This window comes from Microbispora sp. ATCC PTA-5024 (genome assembly GCF_000511135.2).
GTDB lineage: Bacteria > Actinomycetota > Actinomycetes > Streptosporangiales > Streptosporangiaceae > Microbispora > Microbispora corallina.
In genome coordinates this window covers 2,309,554-2,332,213 of the sequence record NZ_KI866522.1, presented here as the reverse complement: position 1 = coordinate 2,332,213, position 22,660 = coordinate 2,309,554, and the positions used below count along the sequence as shown (strand labels likewise).

19 protein-coding genes and 1 pseudogene are annotated in these 22,660 nt (G+C 73.4%); 11 read left to right on the top strand and 9 right to left on the bottom strand.

What is annotated here, in order from left to right:
- Positions 1-1,674 carry a sodium:solute symporter family protein gene (locus MPTA5024_RS10340; RefSeq protein WP_232326373.1) on the bottom strand — a complete coding sequence of 558 codons (1,674 nt, stop codon included), beginning with the start codon at positions 1,672-1,674 and terminating at the stop codon, positions 1-3.
- A 158-nt stretch (positions 1,675-1,832) separates the two neighbouring features.
- Between MPTA5024_RS10340 and MPTA5024_RS42020 the strand changes: the two are divergent.
- The 3 genes and pseudogenes from MPTA5024_RS42020 to MPTA5024_RS10330 all read left to right on the top strand — a co-directional run.
- Positions 1,833-1,979, top strand: a pseudogene (locus MPTA5024_RS42020) (hypothetical protein); the annotation flags it as partial.
- Between the two features lie 83 nt (positions 1,980-2,062).
- Positions 2,063-2,392, top strand: coding sequence for a HEAT repeat domain-containing protein (locus tag MPTA5024_RS42015; protein ID WP_036322018.1), 330 nt, complete (start codon positions 2,063-2,065; stop codon positions 2,390-2,392).
- Between the two features lie 44 nt (positions 2,393-2,436).
- On the top strand, positions 2,437-2,634 hold the full coding sequence (locus MPTA5024_RS10330) for a DUF2795 domain-containing protein (protein WP_036322015.1): 198 nt from the start codon (positions 2,437-2,439) through the stop codon (positions 2,632-2,634).
- Positions 2,635-2,695: 61 nt separating this feature from the next.
- Here MPTA5024_RS10330 and MPTA5024_RS10325 read toward each other — a convergent pair whose 3' ends face one another.
- On the bottom strand, positions 2,696-3,520 hold the full coding sequence (locus MPTA5024_RS10325) for a patatin-like phospholipase family protein (protein WP_036322013.1): 825 nt from the start codon (positions 3,518-3,520) through the stop codon (positions 2,696-2,698).
- Positions 3,521-3,725: 205 nt separating this feature from the next.
- Here MPTA5024_RS10325 and MPTA5024_RS10320 point away from each other — a divergent pair, with 205 nt between their 5' ends.
- The 4 genes from MPTA5024_RS10320 to MPTA5024_RS10305 all read left to right on the top strand — a co-directional run bounded on the left by MPTA5024_RS10320 (position 3,726) and on the right by MPTA5024_RS10305 (position 10,392).
- Positions 3,726-6,470, top strand: coding sequence for a cellulose-binding domain-containing protein (locus tag MPTA5024_RS10320; RefSeq protein ID WP_051457897.1), 2,745 nt, complete (start codon positions 3,726-3,728; stop codon positions 6,468-6,470).
- Positions 6,471-6,668: 198 nt separating this feature from the next.
- Entirely contained in the window at positions 6,669-8,726 is a 2,058-nt protein-coding gene (pta, locus tag MPTA5024_RS10315) for a phosphate acetyltransferase (protein ID WP_036322009.1), read from the top strand.
- Positions 8,723-9,901 (top strand): acetate/propionate family kinase, encoded by a 1,179-nt coding sequence (locus tag MPTA5024_RS10310; protein WP_036322006.1) that lies wholly within the window; start codon positions 8,723-8,725, stop codon positions 9,899-9,901. The genes pta and MPTA5024_RS10310 overlap by 4 nt, the downstream gene beginning before the upstream one ends.
- A 53-nt stretch (positions 9,902-9,954) precedes the next feature.
- Positions 9,955-10,392: a TIGR02611 family protein gene (locus tag MPTA5024_RS10305; protein WP_051457896.1), complete on the top strand. Its 438-nt coding sequence runs from the start codon at positions 9,955-9,957 to the stop codon at positions 10,390-10,392.
- A gap of 32 nt (positions 10,393-10,424) precedes the next feature.
- Here MPTA5024_RS10305 and MPTA5024_RS10300 read toward each other — a convergent pair whose 3' ends face one another.
- The gene (locus MPTA5024_RS10300; RefSeq protein ID WP_036322004.1) at positions 10,425-11,324 is read right to left on the bottom strand and encodes a LysR family transcriptional regulator; all 900 of its coding nucleotides are present in this window, start codon (positions 11,322-11,324) and stop codon (positions 10,425-10,427) included.
- A 141-nt stretch (positions 11,325-11,465) separates the two neighbouring features.
- Between MPTA5024_RS10300 and MPTA5024_RS10295 the strand changes: the two genes are divergently transcribed.
- Positions 11,466-13,013 carry an MFS transporter gene (locus tag MPTA5024_RS10295; protein ID WP_232326371.1) on the top strand — a complete coding sequence of 516 codons (1,548 nt, stop codon included), beginning with the start codon at positions 11,466-11,468 and terminating at the stop codon, positions 13,011-13,013.
- Here MPTA5024_RS10295 and MPTA5024_RS10290 read toward each other — a convergent pair.
- From MPTA5024_RS10290 to MPTA5024_RS40750, 3 genes are all read right to left on the bottom strand, one after another.
- A complete protein-coding gene (locus MPTA5024_RS10290; protein ID WP_036322001.1) occupies positions 13,007-14,185 on the bottom strand; it encodes a M20 metallopeptidase family protein in 1,179 nt (392 codons plus the stop codon). The genes MPTA5024_RS10295 and MPTA5024_RS10290 overlap by 7 nt on opposite strands.
- A 121-nt stretch (positions 14,186-14,306) precedes the next feature.
- Positions 14,307-14,627 (bottom strand): GroES family chaperonin, encoded by a 321-nt coding sequence (locus MPTA5024_RS10285; RefSeq protein ID WP_036321997.1) that lies wholly within the window; start codon positions 14,625-14,627, stop codon positions 14,307-14,309.
- Positions 14,628-14,717: 90 nt separating this feature from the next.
- Positions 14,718-15,341, bottom strand: a complete 624-nt coding sequence (locus tag MPTA5024_RS40750) for a hypothetical protein (protein WP_157099350.1) — start codon at positions 15,339-15,341, stop codon at positions 14,718-14,720.
- A 363-nt stretch (positions 15,342-15,704) separates the two neighbouring features.
- Here MPTA5024_RS40750 and MPTA5024_RS10275 point away from each other — a divergent pair, with 363 nt between their 5' ends.
- A complete protein-coding gene (locus MPTA5024_RS10275) occupies positions 15,705-16,265 on the top strand; it encodes a DUF1349 domain-containing protein (RefSeq protein WP_232326370.1) in 561 nt (186 codons plus the stop codon).
- 27 nt (positions 16,266-16,292) lie between these two features.
- Here MPTA5024_RS10275 and MPTA5024_RS10270 read toward each other — a convergent pair whose 3' ends face one another.
- On the bottom strand, positions 16,293-17,312 hold the full coding sequence (locus tag MPTA5024_RS10270; RefSeq protein WP_198167034.1) for an endonuclease/exonuclease/phosphatase family protein: 1,020 nt from the start codon (positions 17,310-17,312) through the stop codon (positions 16,293-16,295).
- A 108-nt stretch (positions 17,313-17,420) separates the two neighbouring features.
- Between MPTA5024_RS10270 and MPTA5024_RS10265 the strand changes: the two genes are divergently transcribed.
- On the top strand, positions 17,421-18,671 hold the full coding sequence (locus MPTA5024_RS10265) for an ArgE/DapE family deacylase (protein WP_036321990.1): 1,251 nt from the start codon (positions 17,421-17,423) through the stop codon (positions 18,669-18,671).
- A gap of 51 nt (positions 18,672-18,722) precedes the next feature.
- Positions 18,723-19,355, top strand: coding sequence for a TetR/AcrR family transcriptional regulator (locus MPTA5024_RS10260; protein WP_198167033.1), 633 nt, complete (start codon positions 18,723-18,725; stop codon positions 19,353-19,355).
- Here the strand turns inward: MPTA5024_RS10260 and MPTA5024_RS10255 are convergent.
- On the bottom strand, positions 19,339-21,717 hold the full coding sequence (locus tag MPTA5024_RS10255; RefSeq protein WP_036321987.1) for a helicase-associated domain-containing protein: 2,379 nt from the start codon (positions 21,715-21,717) through the stop codon (positions 19,339-19,341). The two genes, MPTA5024_RS10260 and MPTA5024_RS10255, sit on opposite strands and share 17 nt — an antisense overlap.
- Positions 21,718-22,075: 358 nt before the next feature.
- On the bottom strand, positions 22,076-22,585 hold the full coding sequence (locus tag MPTA5024_RS10250) for an ATP-binding protein (RefSeq protein WP_036321984.1): 510 nt from the start codon (positions 22,583-22,585) through the stop codon (positions 22,076-22,078).
- Between the last annotated feature and the right edge of the window lie 75 nt (positions 22,586-22,660).

Here is a 22,660-nt window from a genome sequence, read left to right as displayed (position 1 = left end):
TCAGATGAAGGGCAGGTAGAAGGCGGCGGCGAGGACGACGGCGCCGGCGCCGAGGACGACGGGGGAGCGGTACCAGGCGGCGTCGCCGGCGAGGGCGTCGTCCGCGATCGAGGCGTCGCTCAGCCCGTAGACGAGGCCGCGCAGCTCGGCCTCCGGCTTGGGCGTGGTGACGAGCGTGACCACGACGGAGACGACGGCGTCGACGACGAACGCGATGCCGGCGCCCCAGAAGCTGGCGTTCAGCTCGGTGCCGAAGTCGACCACCCCGGCCTTGAAGAGGATGTACGACGCGAAGGCGGCGGCCGTTCCCGAGGCGAGGCCCCAGAAGCCGGCCCACGCCGTCATCCGGCGCCAGAACAGGCCGATGATGAACGTCGCGAACAGCGGGGCGTTGAAGAACGAGAACAGCGACTGCAGGTAGTTCATGATGTTGTTGAAGCCGGCGGCGATGAACGCGGTGCCGATGCCGCCGAGCACGCCCACGACGGTCGCGATGCGGCCGAGCCGCACGTACCACTCGTCCGGCCGGTCGCCCTGGATGTGCGACTTCCAGATGTCGTAGGTGAACACGGTGTTGAAGCCGCTGATGTTGGCCGCCATGCCGGCCATGAACGACGCGAGCAGGCCGGTCACCGCGATGCCGAGCACGCCGTTGGGGAGGAAGGTGTCCATCAGCAGCGGGATGGCCTGGTTGTACGTCGGGCCTCCGTTCTTGCCGATGTTGTTGAACAGCACGAGCGCGACCAGGCCCGGGATGACGGTGACGACGGGGATCACGAGCTTGGGGTAGGCAGCGACGATCGGGGTGAGCCGGGCGGCGTTGGTGTTGCGCGCCGACAGGGCCCGCTGGACCTCCGCGAAGTTGGTCGTCCAGTACCCGAACGACAGCACGAAGCCCAGGCCGAAGACGATGCCGATCCAGTTGGCGTTCAGCGGGTTGTCCGTGCCCGCCGTGTGCGCCCAGGTCTGCAGCCCGCCGTCGCCGAGCACGCTCTGCCTGACCTTCTCGCCGAGCCCGGAGAAGCCGCCGACGCGGATGAGGCCGAGGACGACGATCGGCACGAGCCCCGCGACGATCACGAAGAACTGCATGACCTCGTTGTAGATCGCCGAGGACAGGCCGCCGAGCGTGATGTACGCGAGCACGATGGCGGCGGACACCACGATCGACAGCCACAGCGGCCAGCCGAGCAGCGACTCCATGATCAGGGCCAGCGCGTACAGGTTGATGCCGGCGATCAGGATCTGCGCGATCGCGAACGTCGAGGCGTTGAACAGCTGTGTGGCGCCGTTGAAGCGCCTGCGCATGAACTCCGGGACGCTGTGCACCTTCGACCGGTAGTAGAACGGCATCATCACGATGCCGAGGAACACCATCGCGGGCACGGCGCCGATCCAGTAGTAGTGCACGGTCATGAGGCCGTACTGGGCGCCGTTCGCCGCCATGCCGAGGATCTCGGTCGCGCCGAGGTTGGCGGACACGAAGGCGAGCCCGGTGATCCACGCGGGAAGCGCCCGGCCGGAGAGGAAGAAGTCGAGGCTCGTCCGTACGGCCCGTCGCGCGGCGAAGCCGATGCCCAGCACGACGAGGAAGTAGAGGGCGAGGATCGCGTAGTCCAGAGCGTTGACGTCGAGCCGCAGATCCTGTGCGGCCATCACATGGGCAAGAGGCACGGAACGCTAGCTACCCTCACATTCCTCCCTTTCACCAAGGTGGCGCTTCTTCCCGCAGCCGCGACAAAACCGCAGCCAGCAGGCCGGTAAAGCCGTCCGGGAGTGGCGCAATCTCCGCGTCATCCCTATTTTCCTACCTGATAGCTAGCTTTATAGGCATGGAGCTGGCGGAGACACGGCGGCGGGCGGACCGGGCCCGGCAGGTGGCCGACCTGCTGCGCAGGGAGATCGTGCACGGGAGCTTCGGCGACGGGCACCTCCCGCTGGAGGCGGCCCTCGCCCGCGAGTTCGGCACGTCCAGGAACACGATCAGGGACGCGCTCGACCTGCTGCGCGACGAGGGGCTGATCGAACGCTCGCCCGGCTGGCCGCCGACCCCGACCCGCTCGTGCGGGCCGCGGCACTGGAGGCGGCCGGCGCGGCGGGCCGGGCCCTCGACGCGACCGCGGTCCTCGCCCTGCGCGACCCGGCCTGGCAGGTGCGGGTGGGCGCGGCGCGGGGGCTCGCCTCGGCCGACCCCTCGGTGGCCGCCGGGCCGCTGGCTGCCGCGCTCGGCGACCCCCATATCGACGTCAGGAAGGCGGCCGTGCTGGCCCTGTCTTGCTGGGCCCGCAGGCCCGACGTCGCCTGGGCGCTGGACGCGGCGCGGCGGGACTCCGACGCGGACGTCCGGGCATACGCCCGCAGGGCCCTGAGTGACGCGGGAGATGAGGGGTAGTCGGAGGGGGAAGAGCGGAACCGCCGACGGAGGGAGGAACCCCCATGGCTGAGGCACCCAACCCGATCCAGCTGCAGAAGCACCTGAAGGGCGTGGACTACCCGGCCGGGAAGTCGGACCTGATCCAGACGGCCCGCGACCAGGGCGCCGACGACACGGTGATCGGCGCTCTGGAGAAGATCCCGGACCGGGAGTACGACGGCCCGAACGCGGTCAGCAAGGCGGTCACCGAGGTCCGGTGACCAGCGGGGAGACCGGCGTGGCGCGCCGGTCTCCCACCGCGCCCGGTCTCCTGTTCAGGCGTCAGGGCCAGACGGCGCGCAGCGGCTCCGCGACGACGGGCGCCTGCGCGAGCCCCGCCTGGAACGCGGGCCCCCACAGGGCCGGATCCAGCACGTTGTCCCCGAAGACGGCGACCGCGGCCTCGTCCGCCTGCACGACGTGCGTGCGGGGCGCCCGCACCGCGAGCAGCTCGCGCTCCAGGACGGCCCGCGGCGACATCGCCCCCAGCGGCTCCAGGATCACCAGGGTGTCGGCGCCCGCCGCCAGGTCGGCGTTGGTCGGCGAGCGCACCCCGCCGTCGACGTACCGGCGGCCGTCGATCTCCACGGGCGGGAACACCATCGGCACCGCGCAGCTCGACGCGACCGCGAGCACGAGCGGCACGCCCGCGTCCCTGGTCCACACGACGAACTCGCCGGTCTGCGCGTCCACCGCCGTGATCATGAGCTCCCGGTCGGGCCACTCCTTGACCGGGAGGCGTTCGCCGACGGCCGCGAGGCGCTCCGCCGCGTGGTCGACCCGCGCCTCCAGGGCCATGTGGCCGACCCGGCGGCGCGCCTCCTGGGGTTCGAGCGCGGGGTCGAACAGGACGGCGAACGCCTGCATCACGGCGTCCAGGTCCACCTTGTGCGGGGGACCGGTGTCGACGGCGACCTGGTGGGCGATGGCCTCCTCCAGGTCGGCCCCGGTCGCGACGAGCGTCCCGGCGACCGAGCCGGCCGAGGTGCCGATGATCCTGTCCGCGGTGCCGAGGTCGACACCCTCACGGCGCAGGCCGGTCAGCAGGCCCGCCTCCCAGGCGATCCCCGCGACGCCGCCTCCGGCCAGTACGAGAGCAGTGGTCATGAGCAGAAGTATGTTCCACCGACCTGAACGGCGCGTGGCCGGGCATTAGTTCAAACGCCCAACTATTGACGGGGCTTCCGCTCCTGTGTGAATCTTCCGTCAGTTCCATGCACGTGGGCGGTCGACGGTCAGGGTCCCTCCTGGTCGTGCATGGCGGTTGTCCGTGCCTACAGGGGCTCTCCGGAGCCCGAAGGGGAAACCGTCCATGCGAAGAAGATGGGCAAGCATGCTCGTGGTCGCCGCCGTGGCGCTGGCCACGGCCGTGATCAGGACGGCGCCGGTCTCGGCCGTCGCCGCCGATCCGTACACGTTCAAGAACGTGCAGATCGCCGGGGGCGGATTCGTCCCGGGAATCGTGTTCAGCCAGGCGCAGAAGGATCTCATCTACGCCCGTACGGACATCGGCGGCGCGTACCGGTGGAACCCGTCCACCCAGAGCTGGACACCGCTGCTCGACTGGGTGGGCCAGTCCAACTGGGGCTACAACGGCGTCGCCAGCCTCGCGGCCGACCCGGCCGACGCCAATCGCGTGTACGCGGCGGTCGGCATGTACACCAACAGCTGGGACCCGAACAACGGCGCGATCCTGCGCTCCGCGAACAAGGGCGACTCCTGGCAGGTGACCCCGCTGCCGTTCAAGCTGGGCGGCAACATGCCCGGCCGCGGCATGGGCGAGCGCCTCGCCGTCGACCCGAACAAGGACAGCGTCCTGTATTTCGGCGCGCCGAGCGGCCAGGGGCTGTGGAAGAGCACCGACTACGGCGCCACCTGGGCCAAGGTCACGAACTTCCCCAACGCCGGCAACTACGTCGCCAGCCCGGGCGACGCGTACAACGGCGACAACCAGGGCGTCGTGTGGGTGACGTTCGACAAACGGACCGGCACCTCCGGCAGCGCCACCCAGACCGTCTACGTCGGCGTGGCGGACAAGCAGAACACCGTCTACCGGACCACCAACGGCGGAACAACCTGGGAGCGGGTCGCCGGGCAGCCCACCGGCTACATCGCCCACAAGGGCGTGCTCGACACCGCCAACGGCTACCTCTACATCGCCACCAGCGACACGGGCGGCCCGTACGACGGCGCCAAGGGCGACGTCTGGCGTTACGCGACGGCCACCGGCGCCTGGACGCAGATCAGCCCGATCCCGTCCAGCAGCTCCGACGACTACTTCGGCTACAGCGGCCTGACGATCGACCGCCAGCACCCCGGGACGATCATGGTCGCCACCCAGGTCTCCTGGTGGCCCGACGCGATCTTCTTCAGGAGCACCGACAGCGGCGCGACCTGGACCCGCGTCTGGGACTGGACCTCGTACCCGAACCGCAGCTTCCGCTACAAGATGGACATCTCCGCGGCCCCCTGGCTCACCTTCGGCACCAACCCGCAGCCGCCGGAGGTCACGCCCAAGCTGGGCTGGATGAACGAGTCCGTCGAGATCGACCCGTTCAACTCCGACCGGATGCTGTACGGCACGGGCGCCACCATCTACGGCACCACGGACCTCACCAAGTGGGACTCGGGCGGCCAGTTCACGATCAGGCCGACCGTCAAGGGCCTGGAGGAGACCGCCGTCCTCGACCTGATCAGCCCGCCGACCGGCGCCCCACTGATCAGCGGGCTGGGCGACATCGGCGGCTTCCGCCACACCAACCTCGACGCCGTGCCGTCCATGATGTTCACGCAGCCCGTCTTCACCTCCACGACCTCGCTCGACTACGCCGAGACGAACCCGAGCGTCATGGTGCGGGCCGGCAACTTCACCGACTCCGACCGGCCGAACGACAGCCACGTGGCCTTCTCCACAGACGGCGGCGCCAACTGGTTCCAGGGCACCGAGCCCGGCGGCGTGAACAACGGCGGCACGGTCGCCGCGGCCGCCGACGGCAGCCGCTTCGTGTGGTCGCCGGCCGACCCCGGCATCCAGGTGGTCTACTCCGTCGGCTACGGCAACAGCTGGAGCGCCTCCACCGGCGTCCCGGCCAATGCGATCGTCGAGTCCGACCGGGTCAACCCGCAGAAGTTCTACGCGTACTCGGCCGGCAAGTTCTACGTCAGCACCAACGGCGGCGCGAGCTTCGCGGCCACCGCGGCGACCGGGCTGCCGACGAGCGGCGTGCACTACAAGGCCCTGCCCGGCAAGGAGGGCGACATCTGGCTGGCCGGGACCGGCGGCCTGTGGCACTCCACCGACTCCGGCGCCTCGTTCGCCAAGCTGTCGAACGTGTCCGACTCGATGAACGTGGGCTTCGGCAAGGCGGCGCCGGGCCGGTCGTACCAGGCCCTCTACCTCGTCGGCACCTCGGGCGGCGTGACCGGCCTGTTCCGCTCCGACGACACCGGCGCGACCTGGGTGCGGATCAACGACGACCAGCACCAGTACGGCAACTGGGGCGAGGCCCTGACCGGCGACCCCCGGATCTACGGCCGGGTCTACGTCGGCACCAACGGCCGGGGGATCGTCTACGGCGACCGGACCGGCGGCACGCCGTCCCCCTCCCCGTCGCCCTCGCCGTCCCCGTCACCCTCCCCGTCACCCTCCCCGTCACCCTCTCCCTCCCCGTCACCCTCTCCTTCGCCTTCGCCGTCTCCCTCGCCGTCCCCGTCCCCGTCCCCGTCGCCCTCGCCCAGCCCCAGCGCGGGCAAGGCGTGCACGGCCACGTACAAGGTGGCGAACCAGTGGCCGGGCGGTTTCCAGGGTGAGGTCACGGTGAAGAGCAGCGGCTCGGCCGCGATCAGCGGCTGGACCGTCAAGTGGGCGTTCGCGAACGGCCAGACGATCACCCAGTTCTGGAGCGGCACGGTCAGCCAGTCCGGGGCGAACGTCACCGTCACGAACGTGAGCTACAACGGCTCCCTCGCGGCGGGAGCGAGCACCACGTTCGGGTTCAACGCCAACTGGACCGGGAGCAACGGCGTGCCGTCGCCGGTGAGCTGCACCGCCTCCTGACCCTTCCCGATCCCGTGATCGCCGGCCCGGGGCCGCACCGCCGCCCCGGGCCGGTCCCCCGCTCCCTCCTGGGCCGGGCCTTCCGTCCCCGATCATCCGCCGATGGTCCCGCCGTGCCCTCGGTGTGCCGGAACCGTCACCCGTGTCGCGTAGCCTGTGCTGCGGGTCGCGAGCCGGGCCGGAACAGGGAGACGCAGGATGGCCATCGGGGTGTACGTCGCGGCCGGCGACGCCAGGAGCAACAAGGGCACCGTGGCTCTCGGCCTGCTCGAGATGCTGACCCGCCAGGTCGGCAACGTGGGCGTCTTCCGTCCCGTGGTCCGGCAGGGCCGGGAGGACAGCCTCGTCAACACCGCGCGCAGCCGCTTCGGCATCGGCCTGCCGTACGACGCCTGTGTGGGGGTGACGTACGAGGAGGTCCACGCCGACGAGGAGCGGGCGGCCGGCGAGATCGTGGCCCGCTACCGCGCGATCGCGGCGCGCTGCGACGCGGTCGTGGTGATGGGCACCGACTACACCGACGTGGGAGCGCCGACCGAGTTCGCGTTCAACGCCGTCCTGGCGGCCAACCTGGGCACGCCGGTCGTCAACGTCGTGAACGGCCTCCAGCGGACGGCCGACGAGATCGCCGCCGCCGTCGAGATGTCCGGCAAGGAGCTCGCCGAGCGGCACGCCACCGAGCTCGCCACCATCGTGACCCGGGTGGCGCCGGGCCTCCTGCGGGAGGTCGCGGCGCGCGTGCGGGCCTACGTCCTGCCGGAGGTCCCGCGGCTGTCCGCGCCAACGGTGAGCGACCTCATGACGGCCTGCGACGGCCGGCTCTTCCGCGGCGACGCCGCCCAGCTCGGCCGGGAGGCCGGCGCGCTCATGGTCGGGGCCATGTCCCTGCCGAACATCCTGGAGCGGCTCACCGACGGCGTCGCGGTCGTCGTTCCTGCCGACCGGGCCGCCGCGCTGGTGCCCGGCCTGCTCGCCGCGCACCGCGCGCCCACGTTCCCCGCCCTGTCGGCCATCATCCTGAACGGGGGGATGCCGCTGCCCGACCCCGTCCTGCGGCTGTTCGACGGGATGGACATCCAGCTGCCGATCATCGCCACGGACGGCGACACCTACCCCACCGCCCGGCGGCTCTCCGAGGCCGAGGGCCGGTTCAGCCCGGACGCCAAGGGGAAGATCGACACCGCCCTCGGACTGTTCGCCGAGCACGTCGACACCGCGGCGCTGCTGAGCAGCCTGCGGATCACCAAGGCCGGCGCGATCACCCCGCTCATGTTCGAGTACGACCTGCTGGAGCGGGCCCGGGCCGACCGGCGGCGGATCGTGCTGCCCGAGGGCGGCGAGCCGCGCATCCTGCGGGCGGCCGACAGCCTGCTGCGCCGCGGCGTCGCCGACCTGACCCTGCTCGGCGACGAGAAGGAGATCCGCGCGACGGCCGCCCAGATGGGCCTCGACCTGCACGACGCGCGGGTGGTCAGCCCGTTCGACCCGGAGCTGCGGGAGATGTTCGCCGAGGAGTACGCCCGGCTGCGGGCGCACAAGGGCGTGACGGTCGGCCCGGCCCGCGACATCGTCACCGACGTCTCCTACTTCGGCACGATGATGGTCCACCTCGGCCTGGCCGACGGCATGGTCTCCGGCTCGATCCACACGACCGCCCACACCATCCGGCCGGCGTTCGAGATCATCAAGACCTCGCCCGGCGTGGGGATCGTCTCCAGCGTGTTCTTCATGTGCCTGGCCGACCGCGTCCTCGTGTACGGCGACTGCGCCATCGTCCCCGATCCCACGGCCGAGCAGCTGGCCGACATCGCGGTCTCGTCGGCCGTCACCGCCGCGCGGTTCGGGGTCGAGCCGCGGGTGGCCCTGCTGTCGTACTCCACCGGCGAGTCGGGAGCGGGACCCGAGGTCGACAAGGTCCGCGCGGCCACGGCCCTCGTCCGGGAGCTGCGGCCCGACCTGCCGGTCGAGGGGCCCATCCAGTACGACGCGGCGGCCGAGCCCAGCGTGGCCCGCACGAAGATGCCCGGAAGCGCGGTCGCCGGCCGGGCGACCGTCTTCGTGGTGCCCGACCTCAACACCGGCAACAACCTGTACAAGGCCGTGCAGCGCAGCGCCGGCGCGGTCGCCGTGGGGCCGGTGCTGCAGGGCCTGCGCAAGCCCGTCAACGACCTGTCCAGGGGCGCGACGGTCAACGACATCGTGAACACCGTGGCGATCACGGCCATCCAGGCGCAGGCGCGGGAGGAGACACAGTGACCGGCCAGGTCCTCGTCCTCAACAGCGGGTCGTCGTCCATCAAGTACCGCCTGATCGACATGGCGACCCGCCGGGGCGTGTCCGGGGGGCTCGTCGAGCGCATCGGAGAGCGCGAGAGCGTGCTCACCCACGACGGCGTCCGGGTCGAGCGGCCCTTCGCCGACCACGACGAGGGGCTGCGGGCCGTCCTCGACGCCTTCGCCGAGCACGGTCCCGCGCTCGGCGGCGTCGCCGCCGTCGGCCACCGGGTCGTCCACGGCGGCAGCCGTTTCGTCGAGCCGACGCTGATCGACGACGCGGTGGAGCGGGCGATCGAGGAGCTGGCGCCGCTCGCGCCGCTGCACAACCCGGCCAACCTGGAGGGGATCCGGGTGGCCCGGCGGGTGTTCCCCCGGCTGCCGCACGTCGCCGTCTTCGACACCGCCTTCCACGGCACGATCCCGCGGCACGCGCACACCTACGCGGTCCCAAAGGAGTGGACCGAGAAGCTCGGCGTCCGCCGCTACGGCTTCCACGGCACGTCCGCGGCGTACGTCTCCCGGCGGGCCGCCGAGCTCCTCGGCCGCCCGTACGACGAGGTGAACACGATCGTCCTGCACCTCGGCAACGGCGCGAGCGCCACCGCCGTGCGGGGCGGGCGCAGCGCCGACACCTCGATGGGCATCACGCCGCTCGCGGGGCTGGTGATGGGCACCCGGTCCGGCGACGTCGACCCGGCCCTCCCGGCCTACCTGAACCGGGTCGCGGGGATGAGCCTGCCGGACATCGACACCGCGCTGAACAAGGAGAGCGGCCTGCTCGGCATGTGCGGCGCCAACGACCTGCGCGAGGTCTGGCGGATGGTCGACGCGGGCGACGAGGACGCCCGGCTCGCCATGGACGTGTACGGCTACCGCCTGCGCTCCTACATCGGGGCCTACTACGCGGCGCTCGGACACGTGGACGCGATCGTCTTCACGGCCGGCGTGGGGGAGAACGACCCCCGCACCCGGGCCCTGGCCGTCACCGGGCTCACCCGGCTCGGCGTCGCGATCGACGACGAGCGCAACGCCGCCCCGGCCACGGGCGCCCGGATGATCTCCCCGGACGGCGCGGAGGTGGCGCTGCTGGTCGTCCCCACCGACGAGGAGCTGGAGATCGCCGACCAGGTCGCCGCCTGCCTCCGGGCGCGGTGAACGAGCCCGGGCGGGCGCGATGGCTATCCTGGGCATCGGACGGGGGTGATCGCGTGGCGACGGCGGAGAGCAGCCGTACGGGGGGAGACGAGGACGTGCCCCCGGGGCTCGGCTGGCTGGACCGGATCCGGGCGCGCCCCGGCGGCCGGCTCACGCTGCGCATCGTCATCGGCGTGCTCGGGGCGGCGATGGTGGTCAGCGGGCTCATCATGGTGCCGTTCCCCGGGCCGGGCTGGCTCGTGGTCTTCGCCGGCCTCGCCGTGCTGGCCACCGAGTTCGCCTGGGCGTCCCGGCTGCTGGTGTTCGCCAAGGAGCGGGTCCGGGCGGTGACCGACTGGCTGAAACGGCAGAACCTCGCCGTGCGGGTCCTGGCCGCCGTGGTCACCTTCGCGTGCGCCGCCGCGATCGTCTGGGCGTCGGTCCGGCTCACGCTGGGCGTCGACATCCTGCAGAAGGCCCGCGAGCTGCTCGCCGCGCGCGCCTCCCGATAGGCGCGGGGGCAAAACCGGGGCCACTGCCACCTCTACGGGCCTTCTGGGGGCGCGCTCGCCGCGTACAGAAGCTGCCGGACACCGGCGCGGGTCTCGCGGCCCGCCCGCCACACGAGCCGCAGCTCCAGCTCCGGGGCGTCGATCGGCAGCCGGGTGAGGGCGCCCGACGCCACCCGGTCGCCGACGGCGAACTCGGGCAGCAGCGCGACGCCCAGTCCCCGTTCGGCCCAGGCCCGCATCACCGGTACGCCGCCCGCCGGCACCCTCTCCACGTGCGGGCCCAGGAGACGGTCCGCAGCGATGCGGAACGAGCACGACGGCACGTTCACCAGGAGCCTCTCGCCGCGCAGATCGGCCGGTGTGACGCGCTGCGCCCCGTCGAGACGGTGGCCGGGGGCCGCCACGAGCGCCAGCGGCACCGGTTCCAGATCCACGAACTCCAGGTCCGTGCCGGCGGGCGGGGGGACGAAGCCGAGCCCACCCAGCGACGCGCCGCGGTCCAGCAGCAGCGCCGCATCCAGGTCGCCCGCGGCGACGGCCGAGAGGAGCTCGTCCCGCGAGGTGGACGCGCGCACCTCCACCCGCAGCTCCGGCCGGCGCAAAGCGAGACGGGCGAGCACGCCTGGCACGTGCGTGGCCGCGATCGTCTCCAGCGCGCCGAGCCGCAGGACGGCGGGGCCGTCCGCGACGTCGGCCCGGGCCCGCTCCGCCTGATCGAGCAGGGTCCGCGCCCAGGGCAGCAGCCGCTCCCCGGCCTCGGTGAGCCGCATGCCCCGGGGGCCGCGCCCGAACAGGGCCACGCCCAGCGACCGCTCCAGCGTGCGGATCTGCTGGGAGACCGAGGACGGCGCAAGACCGAGCCGCACCGCCGCCTCGGTCACCGTCCCGTGCGTGACGACCGCGTCGAACACCCGCAGCTGCCGTAGTTCCACCCGCCCAGCCTCCCCTCCCAGGAGGGCCAAGGCGACCGGAGCGTTCGGTTATTCCGAACGCGGGGTGCGGGCCGGCCGGTGGAGCCGCGCCACCAGCGCGGACAGGCTGGGGCACGCGTTCTCGACGTTCCGAGGAGTTCCATGCGTGTTCATCCCAGCCGGCCCGGCGACGCCGAGGCGCCGGGCACACCTCCGGCCCCCCGCTCGCCCGGCCTGCCTCAGGCCCTCGACCCGCCTGCCGTCCCCGATCCCTCCGTCCCCGATCCCTCCGTCCCCGATCCCTCCGTCCCCGATCCCTCCGTCTCCGGTCCTGCCGGCGGCACGGTCGTCCGCTCAGCCGGAACGGCGCTCGCGTTGGTGGGCGTCTCGCTCGGCTACTTCATGGTCCTGCTCGACATGACCGTGCTTTCGGTGGCCGAGCCCGACCTGGCCCGGTCGCTGGGAGCGTCGGTCGCCGGCCTTCAGTGGACCGTCACCGGCTACACGGTCGCGTTCGGCGCACTCCTGCTGTCCGCCGGCGCCGTCGCCGACCGGTACGGCGCGCACCGAGTCCTCCGTGCCGGCGTGGCGGCCTTCGGCCTGGGCTCGCTGCTGTGCGCTCTCGCGCCGGGCACATGGACCCTGGTCGGCCTGCGGGGTCTGCTCGGCGCGGCGGCGGCCGCCACCGTGCCCGCGTCCTTGGCCGTGATCGCACGCCTCTACCCGGCGCCCGCCGAGCGGGCCCGGGCGGTGGCGGCCTGGGCCGCGATCAGCGGGGCGGCCGTGGCCGCGGGACCGATCGCGGGCGGGGCGCTCGTCAGTCTCGCCGGCTGGCGGGCGGTCTTCCTCGTGAACGTGCCGCTGGCGGCCGTCGTCCTGGCCCTGATCGCCGATCCGGCCGTCCGCTGCCCGCGCGGCACCCGTGGCGTGGACTGGCCGGGCCAGATCGCCGCGTGCGCCGCCCTCGGGCTGCTGACCGACGCCGTCATCGCGCTGGGCGCGGGGGAGGCCCGTCACGCCGCCTGCTCCACCGCGGCGTTCGCCGTGGCGGCGGCCGCGTTCGCGGCACGGGAGCGGCGCAGCCCGGCGCCCGTCCTGGCGCCCTCCGTCCTGCGCGCCCGGGGCATGCCCGCGGCCCTGCTCGCCGGCGCCGCGGTCGGCTTCGCCCTGTCGGCCGTGCTGTTCACGCTGCCCCTGGTCCTGCCCGCGACGCTGGGGCTGACGCCCGCGGAGACGGGGGCGGCCTTCCTCCCGATGACGCTGCCCTTCGCGGTCAACCCACTCTTCACCGGCGCAATCCTGGCGCGTACCGGCCCCCGGACACCCGTGCTCGCCGGGCTGATCCTGCTGATCGCGTCCGATGCGGCGCTCGGTGCCGCCGTCGCGTCCGGGGCCGCCTATCCGGCCCTGGCGGCGGGCCTGGCCGGTGCCGGGACGGGGGTGTCGCTCGCCCTCCCCGCGCTGGTCGCGATGGTCGTCGCGGCCGCGCCCGAGGGCGCGGCGGGCGCGGCGAGCGGGCTGCTCAACGCCGTGCGTCAGGTCGGGGCGACCCTCGGGGTGGCGCTGGCGGGCGCCTTCGTCACCGCGGGCGGTGCGTCCGGCGCCCCGGCCGCTCTGGCGCTGCCGGCCGGCGTCTGCGCCGTCGCGTGGATCACGGTCGTCCGGGACGGGCGACGCGGGGACGGGCCGGCGCGAAGGGGCCGTCAGTGAGCGGCGAGGGCGAGGCGCCGGACGGCGAGCTCGGTGAACAGCCCGGCGCCGTCGGACAGGATCGCGTCGTCGAACTCGGCCTCCGCCGAGTGGTTGGACGGCGCCGTGGCGGCGTCGCGGTCCGGCGGGCACGCCCCGACGATGAGGAACGCCCCCGGCACCCGCTCCAGGACGTACGAGAAGTCCTCCGACCCGGTCGCGGGGTTGGGCAGCGGGAAGAACCGGCCGGCCCCCAGGTGCTCCCGCACGATCTCGGCGGCGAAGTCGGACTCGGTCCGGTCGTTGACCGTCACGGGGTACCCGATGCCGAACTCGCACTCCACCGTCAGCCCGTGGGCCTCGCCGATGCCGCGCGCGACCCGCACCAGGCCGTCCCTGGCCCGGTCGCGCGACTCGGCCGAGAACGTCCGGATCGTGGTCTCGAACCGGGCCTCATCGGGGATCACGTTGTCGGTCGTGCCGGCGTGGAAGCTGCCGACCGTCACCACGACGGGGTCGAACACGTCGAACGTCCGGGTCACGTGGGTCTGCAGGGCCGTGACGATCTCGCAGGCGGCCGGGATGGGGTCGAGGGCCCGGTGGGGGGACGACCCGTGGCCGCCGCGCCCGCGCACGGTCACGGTCAGCGTGTCGGCCGCGGCCAGCACCGGGCCGCCGCGCGTCAGGAACAGCCCGCGCGGGATCGTCGTGGAGAAGACGTGCATGCCGTACGCGGCGACGGGCGTGGAGCCGGCGGCGTCGAGCACGCCCTCCTCGATCATGATCTTGGCGCCCTCCTGGCCCTCCTCCCCGGGCTGGAACATGAACACCACGTCGCCGGCGAGGTCGGCGCGCCGGCCGGACAGCAGCCGCGCCGCCCCGGCGAGCATCGCCGTGTGCAGATCGTGCCCGCAGGCGTGCATCACGCCGTCGACCCGCGACCGGTACGGCACGTCGGCCTTCTCGTGCACCGGCAGCGCGTCCATGTCGGCCCGCAGGAGGACGGCGGGTCCGGGCCGGGATCCGCGCAGCACCGCGGTGACGGACGACAGCCGCTCGCCCGTGGTGATCTCGAGGGGGAGGCCGTCGAGGGCCGCGAGGACCTTCTCCTGCGTGCGCGGGAGGTCGAGACCGACCTCGGGCTCGCGGTGCAGCGACCGGCGAAGCTCGACCAGCTCTTCCTGAAAAGTCATGACTCATCACCATCGACGGAGGGCGCTACCGCTGGTCACCCTAGCGCGCGTGAACGGCGGGCCAGCGCCGGACGGCCGGGCGGTGAACACCCGGCCGGCTCACGGGGGCGGGGCGCCGGCGTCAGAGGTAGAGACCGGTGCCGTGGTCGGTCTGCTGGGTCGCCACGGCGTGCAGGTCGCGCTCTCGCATCACGAGGTAGAGGTGGCCCTGGACCTCGACCTCGAACTGCTCCTCGGGGTTGAACAGCACCTTGTCGCCGGCCTTGACCGACCGGACGCTGGAGCCGGCCCCGCACACCTCGCCCCAGACGAGCCGGTTGGCCAACTTGACCGTCGCGGGGATGACGATGCCCGCGCTGCTGCGCCGTTCCTCGGCATCCCGCTCGACCTTGACCATGACGCGGTCGTGGAGCATCTGGATCTCGAACTTCGGGTCGGCCACGCTGGCAGTTTACGCGGGGCGGACGGGCCGTCGTCATCCCGGCCGACGGCGGGGTAACGGCGGGTGAGGCGCGGGGAGCCCGTCCGGGGGTCAGCCCTTGCCCATGGCGAGGGCGTAGCCCGTGCCGGAATGGCGGTAGACGCCGCCCTTGCCCCACTTCAGCACCTGGAAGTGGACGTGCACGGTGTTCGACCGAACTCCGCTGAGGTCGGCCATCATCAGCTCCGACAGGTCGACGATGGCGGGGATGTCGTGCTGGGCGACGGCCCACTCGGCGGGGCCGAAGTCCTCGACGACGCCCACGGCGCTCCGGCCGTGGTAGCTGATCTTCACCCTGGTCCCGAGCGGCCAGTAGGGGCTGGCGACGGTCGCGTACCGCATGGGCTTGCCCGAGGCGGTCTCGCCGTCCCAGAACGAGGTGGCCGTCGCCACGCCGGACGGCAGGGACGGATCGGGGGACGCGGAGGGTGAGGGGGCGGGCGAGGCGTCGGACCCGGGGGCGACGGGAGCGGGGGACGCGGGAGCCGGAGCGGCGGGGGAGGGGGTCGCGAGGACGGATGTGCCCGGGGCGGGGAGCACCTGGACGGGGATCCGCGCCGCGGAGATCAGGGAGGGAGCCTGGCCGACCACCGCGGCGTCGGCCGTCGTGGCGCCCGTGACGACGAGGGCGCCGGCCGTGACCGCGACGAACACCTGCTGGGCTCGAGTGTGCATGGGGCTCCTTTCGTGAGGATCGCGCCCGCGGGGGAGAGCGGGCGCCGCCGGAAGGACGCCCGGCTGGACGGCGGGCTCCGGGTGCGCGCCGAGGACGCGCCGGACGACGGACCCGCGGGGAGGCGGCGGGGCGGACGGCGCGAGGACGGACACCGACCCCTGGGGAAGGGGTGACGACGGCTTTGCGATTTGGGGGAGTTTCGGATGGAAAGGGTGAGGTAGGGCACGAGTATAGGGAAAGAGACAGTAAAGAGGACAAAATGGCCCAAAAGGGTGGTAGATCGTCCTTTACCCCACGAGATCGTCCTTTGCCTCTCCATGTCCGCCACCCGGGGAGAGCGCTCTCATGAAATGATCGCCGGCATGGCATTCGAGGACTGGATCTGGATCAACGAGCCGGACGACTGGTCGGCACAGGGCGAGGGACTGCGGGTCGTGGCGGGCGCCAGGACCGACCTGTGGCAGCAGACGCACTACGGCTACTCCTTCGACACGGCCCACATGTTCGGCCGCACGGTGGACGGCGACGCGCGCGTGTCGGTGACGTTCGAGGCCGCCTACGCCGACCAGTACGACCAGGCGGGTGCGGTGCTGCGCGTCGACGAGCAGAACTGGATCAAGGCCGGGTGCGAGTTCGTCGACGGCGCCCTGCAGCTCAGCACGGTCGTGACCCGCGGCTTCTCCGACTGGTCGGTCACCCGGGCGCCCGTCGACGGCCCGGTGGACGCGGTCTCCGTGACGTTCGACCTCGAACGCGCCGGCGACGCCGTGACCGTCCGCTACGGCCTGGGGGACGAGGAGCCGGTCCACATGCTCCGGCTGGCCTACTTCCCGCCCGGCGTGCCCGCCCTCGCCGGCGGCATGTGCGCCGCGCCCACGGGTGAGGGTTTCGAGACCCGGTTCACCCGGCTGCTGCTCGCCTGACGCGTGATCCCCGTCCGGGCACGCCGCTCAGCCGCGGGGCAGGACGAGGTCGGCGACGATCGAGCGGTGGTCGGTGCGCGGCAGCCGGTTGACCGCGAACGACCGGACGGCCACCCGCGGGTCCACCAGCACGTGGTCGATCGTCACCGGCGGGACCTGGACGCCGAGCAGCCGCCACGGCCGGTACGGCCAGGTGGTGGACAGCCCGTCGCCGGTGGCGTCGGCCGCGTCCCGGTACCCCGCGGCGAGCAGGTCGCGGACCCGGGCGTGGTCGAGGGTGGCGTTGAAGTCGCCCGACAGGATCCGCACGCCGCGGCCGGGCCGGGGCAGCGCCGCCAGGCCGTCCCGCCAGCACCTCAGCCGCTCCACGTACCGGGGGGCGCAGGGGTGCACGGACACAATCCCGACCGGCCCGGCTCCCGGCACCCGCACGGTGGCCGTCGCCTGCCGGAACCCGCCGTACTCGAGGGCCTCGCCCGCGTCGAGAGGGAACCGGGCGAAGACGGCCGAGCCGCCGACGCCCTGCCGCGGCGACGACACGGCGTACGGCAGGAGCGTTCCGAGGCCCGCCCTCCGGTACGCCTCCTCGGCGGCGGGCGTGAACTCCTGGAGCGTGAGCACGTCCGGGTGCTCCCGCCGGACCAGCCCGACCAGGTCGGCGGCGGGCACCGACCCCATCAGTAGGTTGGCCGACATGACCCGCAGCGCGGGGCCGTCCGCGGCGGGCTGCCCCGATCCCAACGCCCGGGGCACCACGCAGGTCGCCAGAACGGTGGTCACGCACACGGCGGCGGCGAAGGGCGTCCGCCTTCGGGCGGCGAGCGCGACCAGCGGCGCGACCAGGGACGCGAGGGCCACATAGGGAGTGAACGCCACGATCTGCACCCAGTGGAACTGCACGTCGGCCGGCAGCAGCCGGAGCACGGCCCACACCGCGAACGGCGCGACGACGGCCCAGGCCACCGCGCCCCAGACCCGGGCCCGTCCCCGCCCGCGGACGGGCCGCCCGCCCGCCGTGTCCGCCGCCGCCGCAGAGCCGGTCGCCACGCCTGGTTCCTCCCTCGCCCGAAGTCCTTGATCGTAGTGTCCGTACGGGAATTTCGCGGGGAAATAGGCGAGATGTGCCCTCCTGCCCCGAGGCCGTACAGTCTGCGCATGGATGTCGAAGCGAGGGTGCTGGACGCGATCGACGAGGCGGGGACCGTGCGCCTCCTGGCGGACCTCGTCCGGGTGCCGAGCGTCACCGGCACCGACGCCGAGTCGGACCTGCAGGACCGGTGCGCCCGGCAGCTGGCGGAGTGGGACCTCGACGTCGACCTGTGGAAGTTCGACCTGGACGACCTCCGGTCGCGCGAGGGCTTCCCGGGCACGGAGGCCGAACGGTCCGAGGGGTACGGCCTGGTCGCGACCAGCGAGGGGGAGGGCCCGCCCGCGCTGATCCTGCAGGGGCACGTGGACGTGGTGCCGATCGGCGACGCGGCCAAGTGGGAGGGGCAGGACCCGTTCGGCGCCCGCCTCACCGCGACCGCGCTGCACGGCCGGGGCGCCTGCGACATGAAGGCCGGCCTGGCCGCCAACCTGGCCGTCGTGCGCGCGCTCCGGGCCGCCGGCGTCCGGCTCACCCGGCCGCTCGCCGTCCACTGCGTGGTGAGCGAGGAGGACGGCGGGCTGGGCGCGTTCGCCACCCTGGCCAGGGGCCACACGGGCGAGGCGGCGGTCATCACCGAGCCGACCAGCGGAAGCATCATCACGGCGAACGCCGGGGCGCTCACGTTCCGGCTGGAGGTCGCCGGCCGGGCCGCCCACGGCGCCACCCGGTACGAGGGCGTGAACGCCGTGGAGGCCTTCTGGCCGGTCTTCCAGGCCGTACGGCGGCTGGAGCGGGAGCGCAACCGCGACGCCGGGCCGCTGTTCGACGGCAACCCCCTGCCGTACCCCATCGAGATCGGCACCGTGCGGGCCGGCGACTGGGCCAGCAGCGTCCCCGACCTGCTCGTCGCGGAGGGGCGGCTCGGTGTGCGGCTCGACGAGGACCCGGCCGACGCCCGGGCCGCGCTGGAGGACGCGCTCGCGGGGCTGGACGACCCCTGGCTGCGGGACAATCCGGTCGCGGTGACCTGGCCGGGAGGGCAGTTCGCGAGCGGCCGGCTGCCGGAAGGCCACCCACTGCTCGGGGAGACGGCCCGGGCGGTCGCCGACGTGACCGGCGCCGGCCCCGGCACGACGGCCGCGCCGTACGGGAGCGACCTGCGGCTGTACAACGCGGGCGGCGTGCCGGCGCTGCACTACGGGCCGGGCGACGTCCGGTTCGCCCACGCGCCCCGGGAGCAGGTGGACCTGCGCGAGCTGCGCGACGTCACCCGGGCCCTCGCCCTGCTCGCGGTCCGCCGCTGCGGCGTGGGCTGACGGGTGCCTCAGGTTGCCTCCGGACAGCTAATTGGACTACAGTCCGGTTGTATGAGCACGTCGGAGGGGCCTCGGGAACTGCTGGCCCTCATGGGCGGCCCGCCCGCGCGCGAGCGGGCCGACGCAGCCCGCAACCGGCGCAAGGTGCTGGAGGCGGCCGCGGCGCTGTTCCGCGAGCACGGTGTCGAGGCCGTCTCGATGGACGCCGTGGCGGCCCGGGCCGAGGTGGGCAAGGGGACGCTGTTCCGCCGCTTCGGCGACAAGTCGGGACTCGTGGCGGCCCTGCTCGACGAGCAGGAGCGGGACCTTCAGGAGCGCATCCTGTCGGGGCCCCCGCCGCTCGGGCCGGGGGCGGGGGCGGCCGAGCGCGTCCGGGCGTTCGTCGCCGCCTACGCCGACTACCTCTTCGGCCACCTCGACCTGCTGCGCGTCTCCGAGACCGCGAGCGCGGGCGCCCGCTACCGCATCGGGGCCTACCGCTTCTGGCACCTGCACCTGTCGATCCTGCTGGCCGAGGCCCGGCCGGAGGCCGACGCCGGCTACCTGGCCCACGCCCTGCTCGCCCCGCTGGCGGCCGAGCACGTCACGGCCGTGCTGCGGGAGCGCGACCCCGCGCAGATCAAGGCCGGGCTCACCGGCCTCGCCGCCGCCGTGACGGCCGGTCCCGTCAGTGGGTGTTCGTGACGGACGCGATCTCGTTGAGCGGGAACTCGAGGTAGTCGCCGGCCTCCTCGCACCACGCGTCGAGGACGCCGCTGCGCAGCTCCCCGTGACTGACCGTCGCGGTCACGCCGTCGGACAGCGTGATCAGCGCCCGAACGTCGCGGTCGACGACGAAGCCGAGCAGGGACTGCTGCGCCGCGGGGAGCCGGGTCGCCATCCGCCCGATGACGGCCCACGTCTGCCCGCCGGGGCCGGCGGACCCGGCGTTGACCAGCAGCCGCCGGGCGTGCTCGCGCGGGTCCGGGGGAGGCTCGAGCAGAGCGCCGGGCGGGTCGAGCTCGGCGACCCGGCCGCCCGGGAGGAGGATCAGCCGGCCGCCGGGCGGCTCGCGGCGGACCGTGATCTCGCCGGTGTCGTCGACCGGCACGGGCGCGTACCCCGCCTCACGCAGGGCGTCCAGCGTCGGGGCGGGCGCGGCGGCGCTCGCCAGCACGGTCGGGGCGAGCAGCCGCAGCCCGAGCCGCGCCAGCCTCCGGTGGGCCGCGATCTCGGCCAGCAGCGCGGGGTCGGAGCCCTGGATGATGCAGCCGACCGACGACACCGTCACCTCGCCGTGGCGGCGGGCGACGTCGCGGATGAGGTATGTCAGGGGCTGGGGGAGCGTCCCGACTTCCGCCAGGTCGTCGATCAGTGACTCGGCCGTCTCCCCGGCGTCCAGCGCGCGTCGTACGCTCGCCGGGCCGAACCGCCACACGGAGGCCGAGCCCTGCGACTCCCGGTCGGCGGCGCGGTCGAGCAGCGCCGCCAGCTCCACCGACGGCGGGCCGGTCACCACGGCGGTGAGGTCGGCCCCGAACAGGGCGGTGCGCTGCGCGCTCGCGAGCGCGTGCGTGGAGCACTTGGCCAGCGCGGGGTCGTGCTCGACCTCGGGCACCGAGTTGTGGCTCTCGTCGCCGGCCGCGGCGGCGAGCGGGGCCAGCGCCCGGCCGAGGCCGGTGAGCGTGTCGCAGGCGACGAGCCCGAGCAGCCGGGCCTCTTCCAGCAACGACGGCGCGCACCCGGCCAGCAGTTCCTTGTCCAGCAGCGGGGCCCGCCAGTGCACCCGCTGCACGAGCTCCTGCAGGGTCGCGAAGCCCTGGTCCTCGGGGATCTCGGCCAGCGCGGCGAACACGGCCCACCGGATCCGCGCGACGGTCTCGCCCGCGGGGTCGTCGCTCAGCAGGGCCGGCTGGCGTCCCTCCGGCCGGCGCAGCGACGAGCGCTCCATCCGCCACCAGGCGGCCAGCAGCACGCGCAGCCGGGTGGCGGGCTCCTCCAGCCGCCAGGCGTCGAACCGGTCCGTCGGCGTGAGCCCGCCCGCCGCCTCGTCGAGCGCGATCAGCCGGGCCACCGCGGCGACCTCCAGCAGCAGGCGGGTCTCGTCCTCGGACGAGCCGGTCTCCCTGGCCACCCGCTTGACCTCCCGTACGCCGACCCCGCCGTTCTTCAGCAACGGCAGCACGGTCTTGTCGACGTTCTCCAGCAGGGCGGTCGCGCGGTCGAGCACGTGCGGCGCGGCCAGGCACATCTCATGCTCGACGGCCTCGGGGTCGAGGGAGGTGGTGGCCATCTCCGGCGGGTACGGCGTGAACGGCCCGTGGTAGTCGGGGCCGCGCAAGGCCAGCGCGACCTCGCGGGGCATCTCCGCCAGGTCCCACTGGGTGCGGAACAGCAGACCGCGGTCGAGCGCCCACTTCTCCGGCGTGCCGGGCAGCACGAAGCGGTTGCCGTCCACGCTGCGGACGGGGCCGTCCCAGGCGAAGTCGTCGAGCGTCTCCAGCGTGCCGTCGGGGGCGCCGTCGAGCAGCGCGCCGAGCCGCTCGCTGTCGGCGAGCAGCGCGGAGATCCGGGTGACGACCTGGCGCCGCCCTCCGTGCGGGGGGAGGCCGAGCGTGCGGCAGATGCGGCGCAGCGCCTCGGTGCTCAGCTTCCACGAGTCGAGGTACGCCCCGAGCGGCTCGCCGAGACCGCACGGCGCCGTCCACCACCGGGCGACGCCCGGCGCCAGGGTGATCCTCCCGTCGCGGCCCGGCCAGGCGAGCGCGTGGTCGTACAGGTGGTCGAGCCAGGGGAGGACCTCGGAGGTGCTGACCCCGAGGAAGCGGGCGATCTCGTCCTCGGTGGGGCGGCCGCCGATCACCAGGCACGCCTGGAGCAGTTCGAGCGGGGGGAGGGGGAGGGCACGCATCACCTGCATGACGGCGAAGTCGTCGATCAGCCGCTCCGCGAGGGCGTCCAGCCGGCGGGGCCACGGCGCGGCGATGGCGTCCGGGCGGTTGGCCAGGACGCGGGCGAGCCGGTCTTCATCGAGAGTTGTCAGCCAGCCGATTAGGTGATCGTCCATCGTAGATCTCTCGGGAGTCTCGCGAGGCCACCGCTATGCAGATCACACAAATGACGGGGTCCGCGAGCAAGGATATAGCGAGCCGTCCCGAATCCCGAGATCACGATTGTCTCCCCGATCGCTGTGAAAACGGGCATGCCGTTCGGCCGTTACGGTCCGATCTCAGCACATCCTCGGCCTTCGCGCTCGGGGTTCGCCGAAGGTGAGGGCGACGCGGGCCGCCGGCCGGAGGGCGCTCCCGTACATTCCGGGCTGTACGGGAGCGCTCTGCGGCCGGCGGGCCGGAGCGGGCGGCAGGCAGATCTAGCGGACGGGTAAGGCGCGCGGCGCGCCGTCCGAAGTGGCGACCGTGCTCGCCTCAGGCGGCGAGCACGGCCCATACCGCCTTGCCCTGGGGGGACAGCGGGTTCCAGCCCCAGCACACGCTGAGCGACTCGACGATGTGCAGCCCGAGGCCGCCCGGTTCGAACGGCGAGGGGTCGCGAAGCACCGGCGCGGCCGAGCCGGGGTCGGTGATGGCGCAGGTCACGAACGTCCCTCGGCGGATGAGTGACAGGCGGATGACCTCTCGTGGCTGGGAGCCCGCCAGCACCAGGCCGTGCCGCAGGGCGTTGGTGGCCAGTTCCGAGACGACGAGCTCCATGCCGTCGAGAAGGTCGCCCATCTGCCAGCCGGCCAGCGTCCCCGCCGCGAAGCTGCGGGCCGAGTGGACCGACTCGGCGCGGGGGAGCAGGACGAATGTGGCGCTGGCGGCGGTCGACCCGGGCTGGAGGAGTTCGCGTGCGGGCTCCGGCCACCAGCCGAGCGGCGGCCACCAGTCGAGGGTCGACCACTGGATCTGGCCACGAGTCAGGTTCGTGGACTGCACGAGATCATGATGCGGGACAATCGTGTGCATGTGCAAGAGCGAATGCACGTGCAAGCGCGTGATGCACGCGCTACG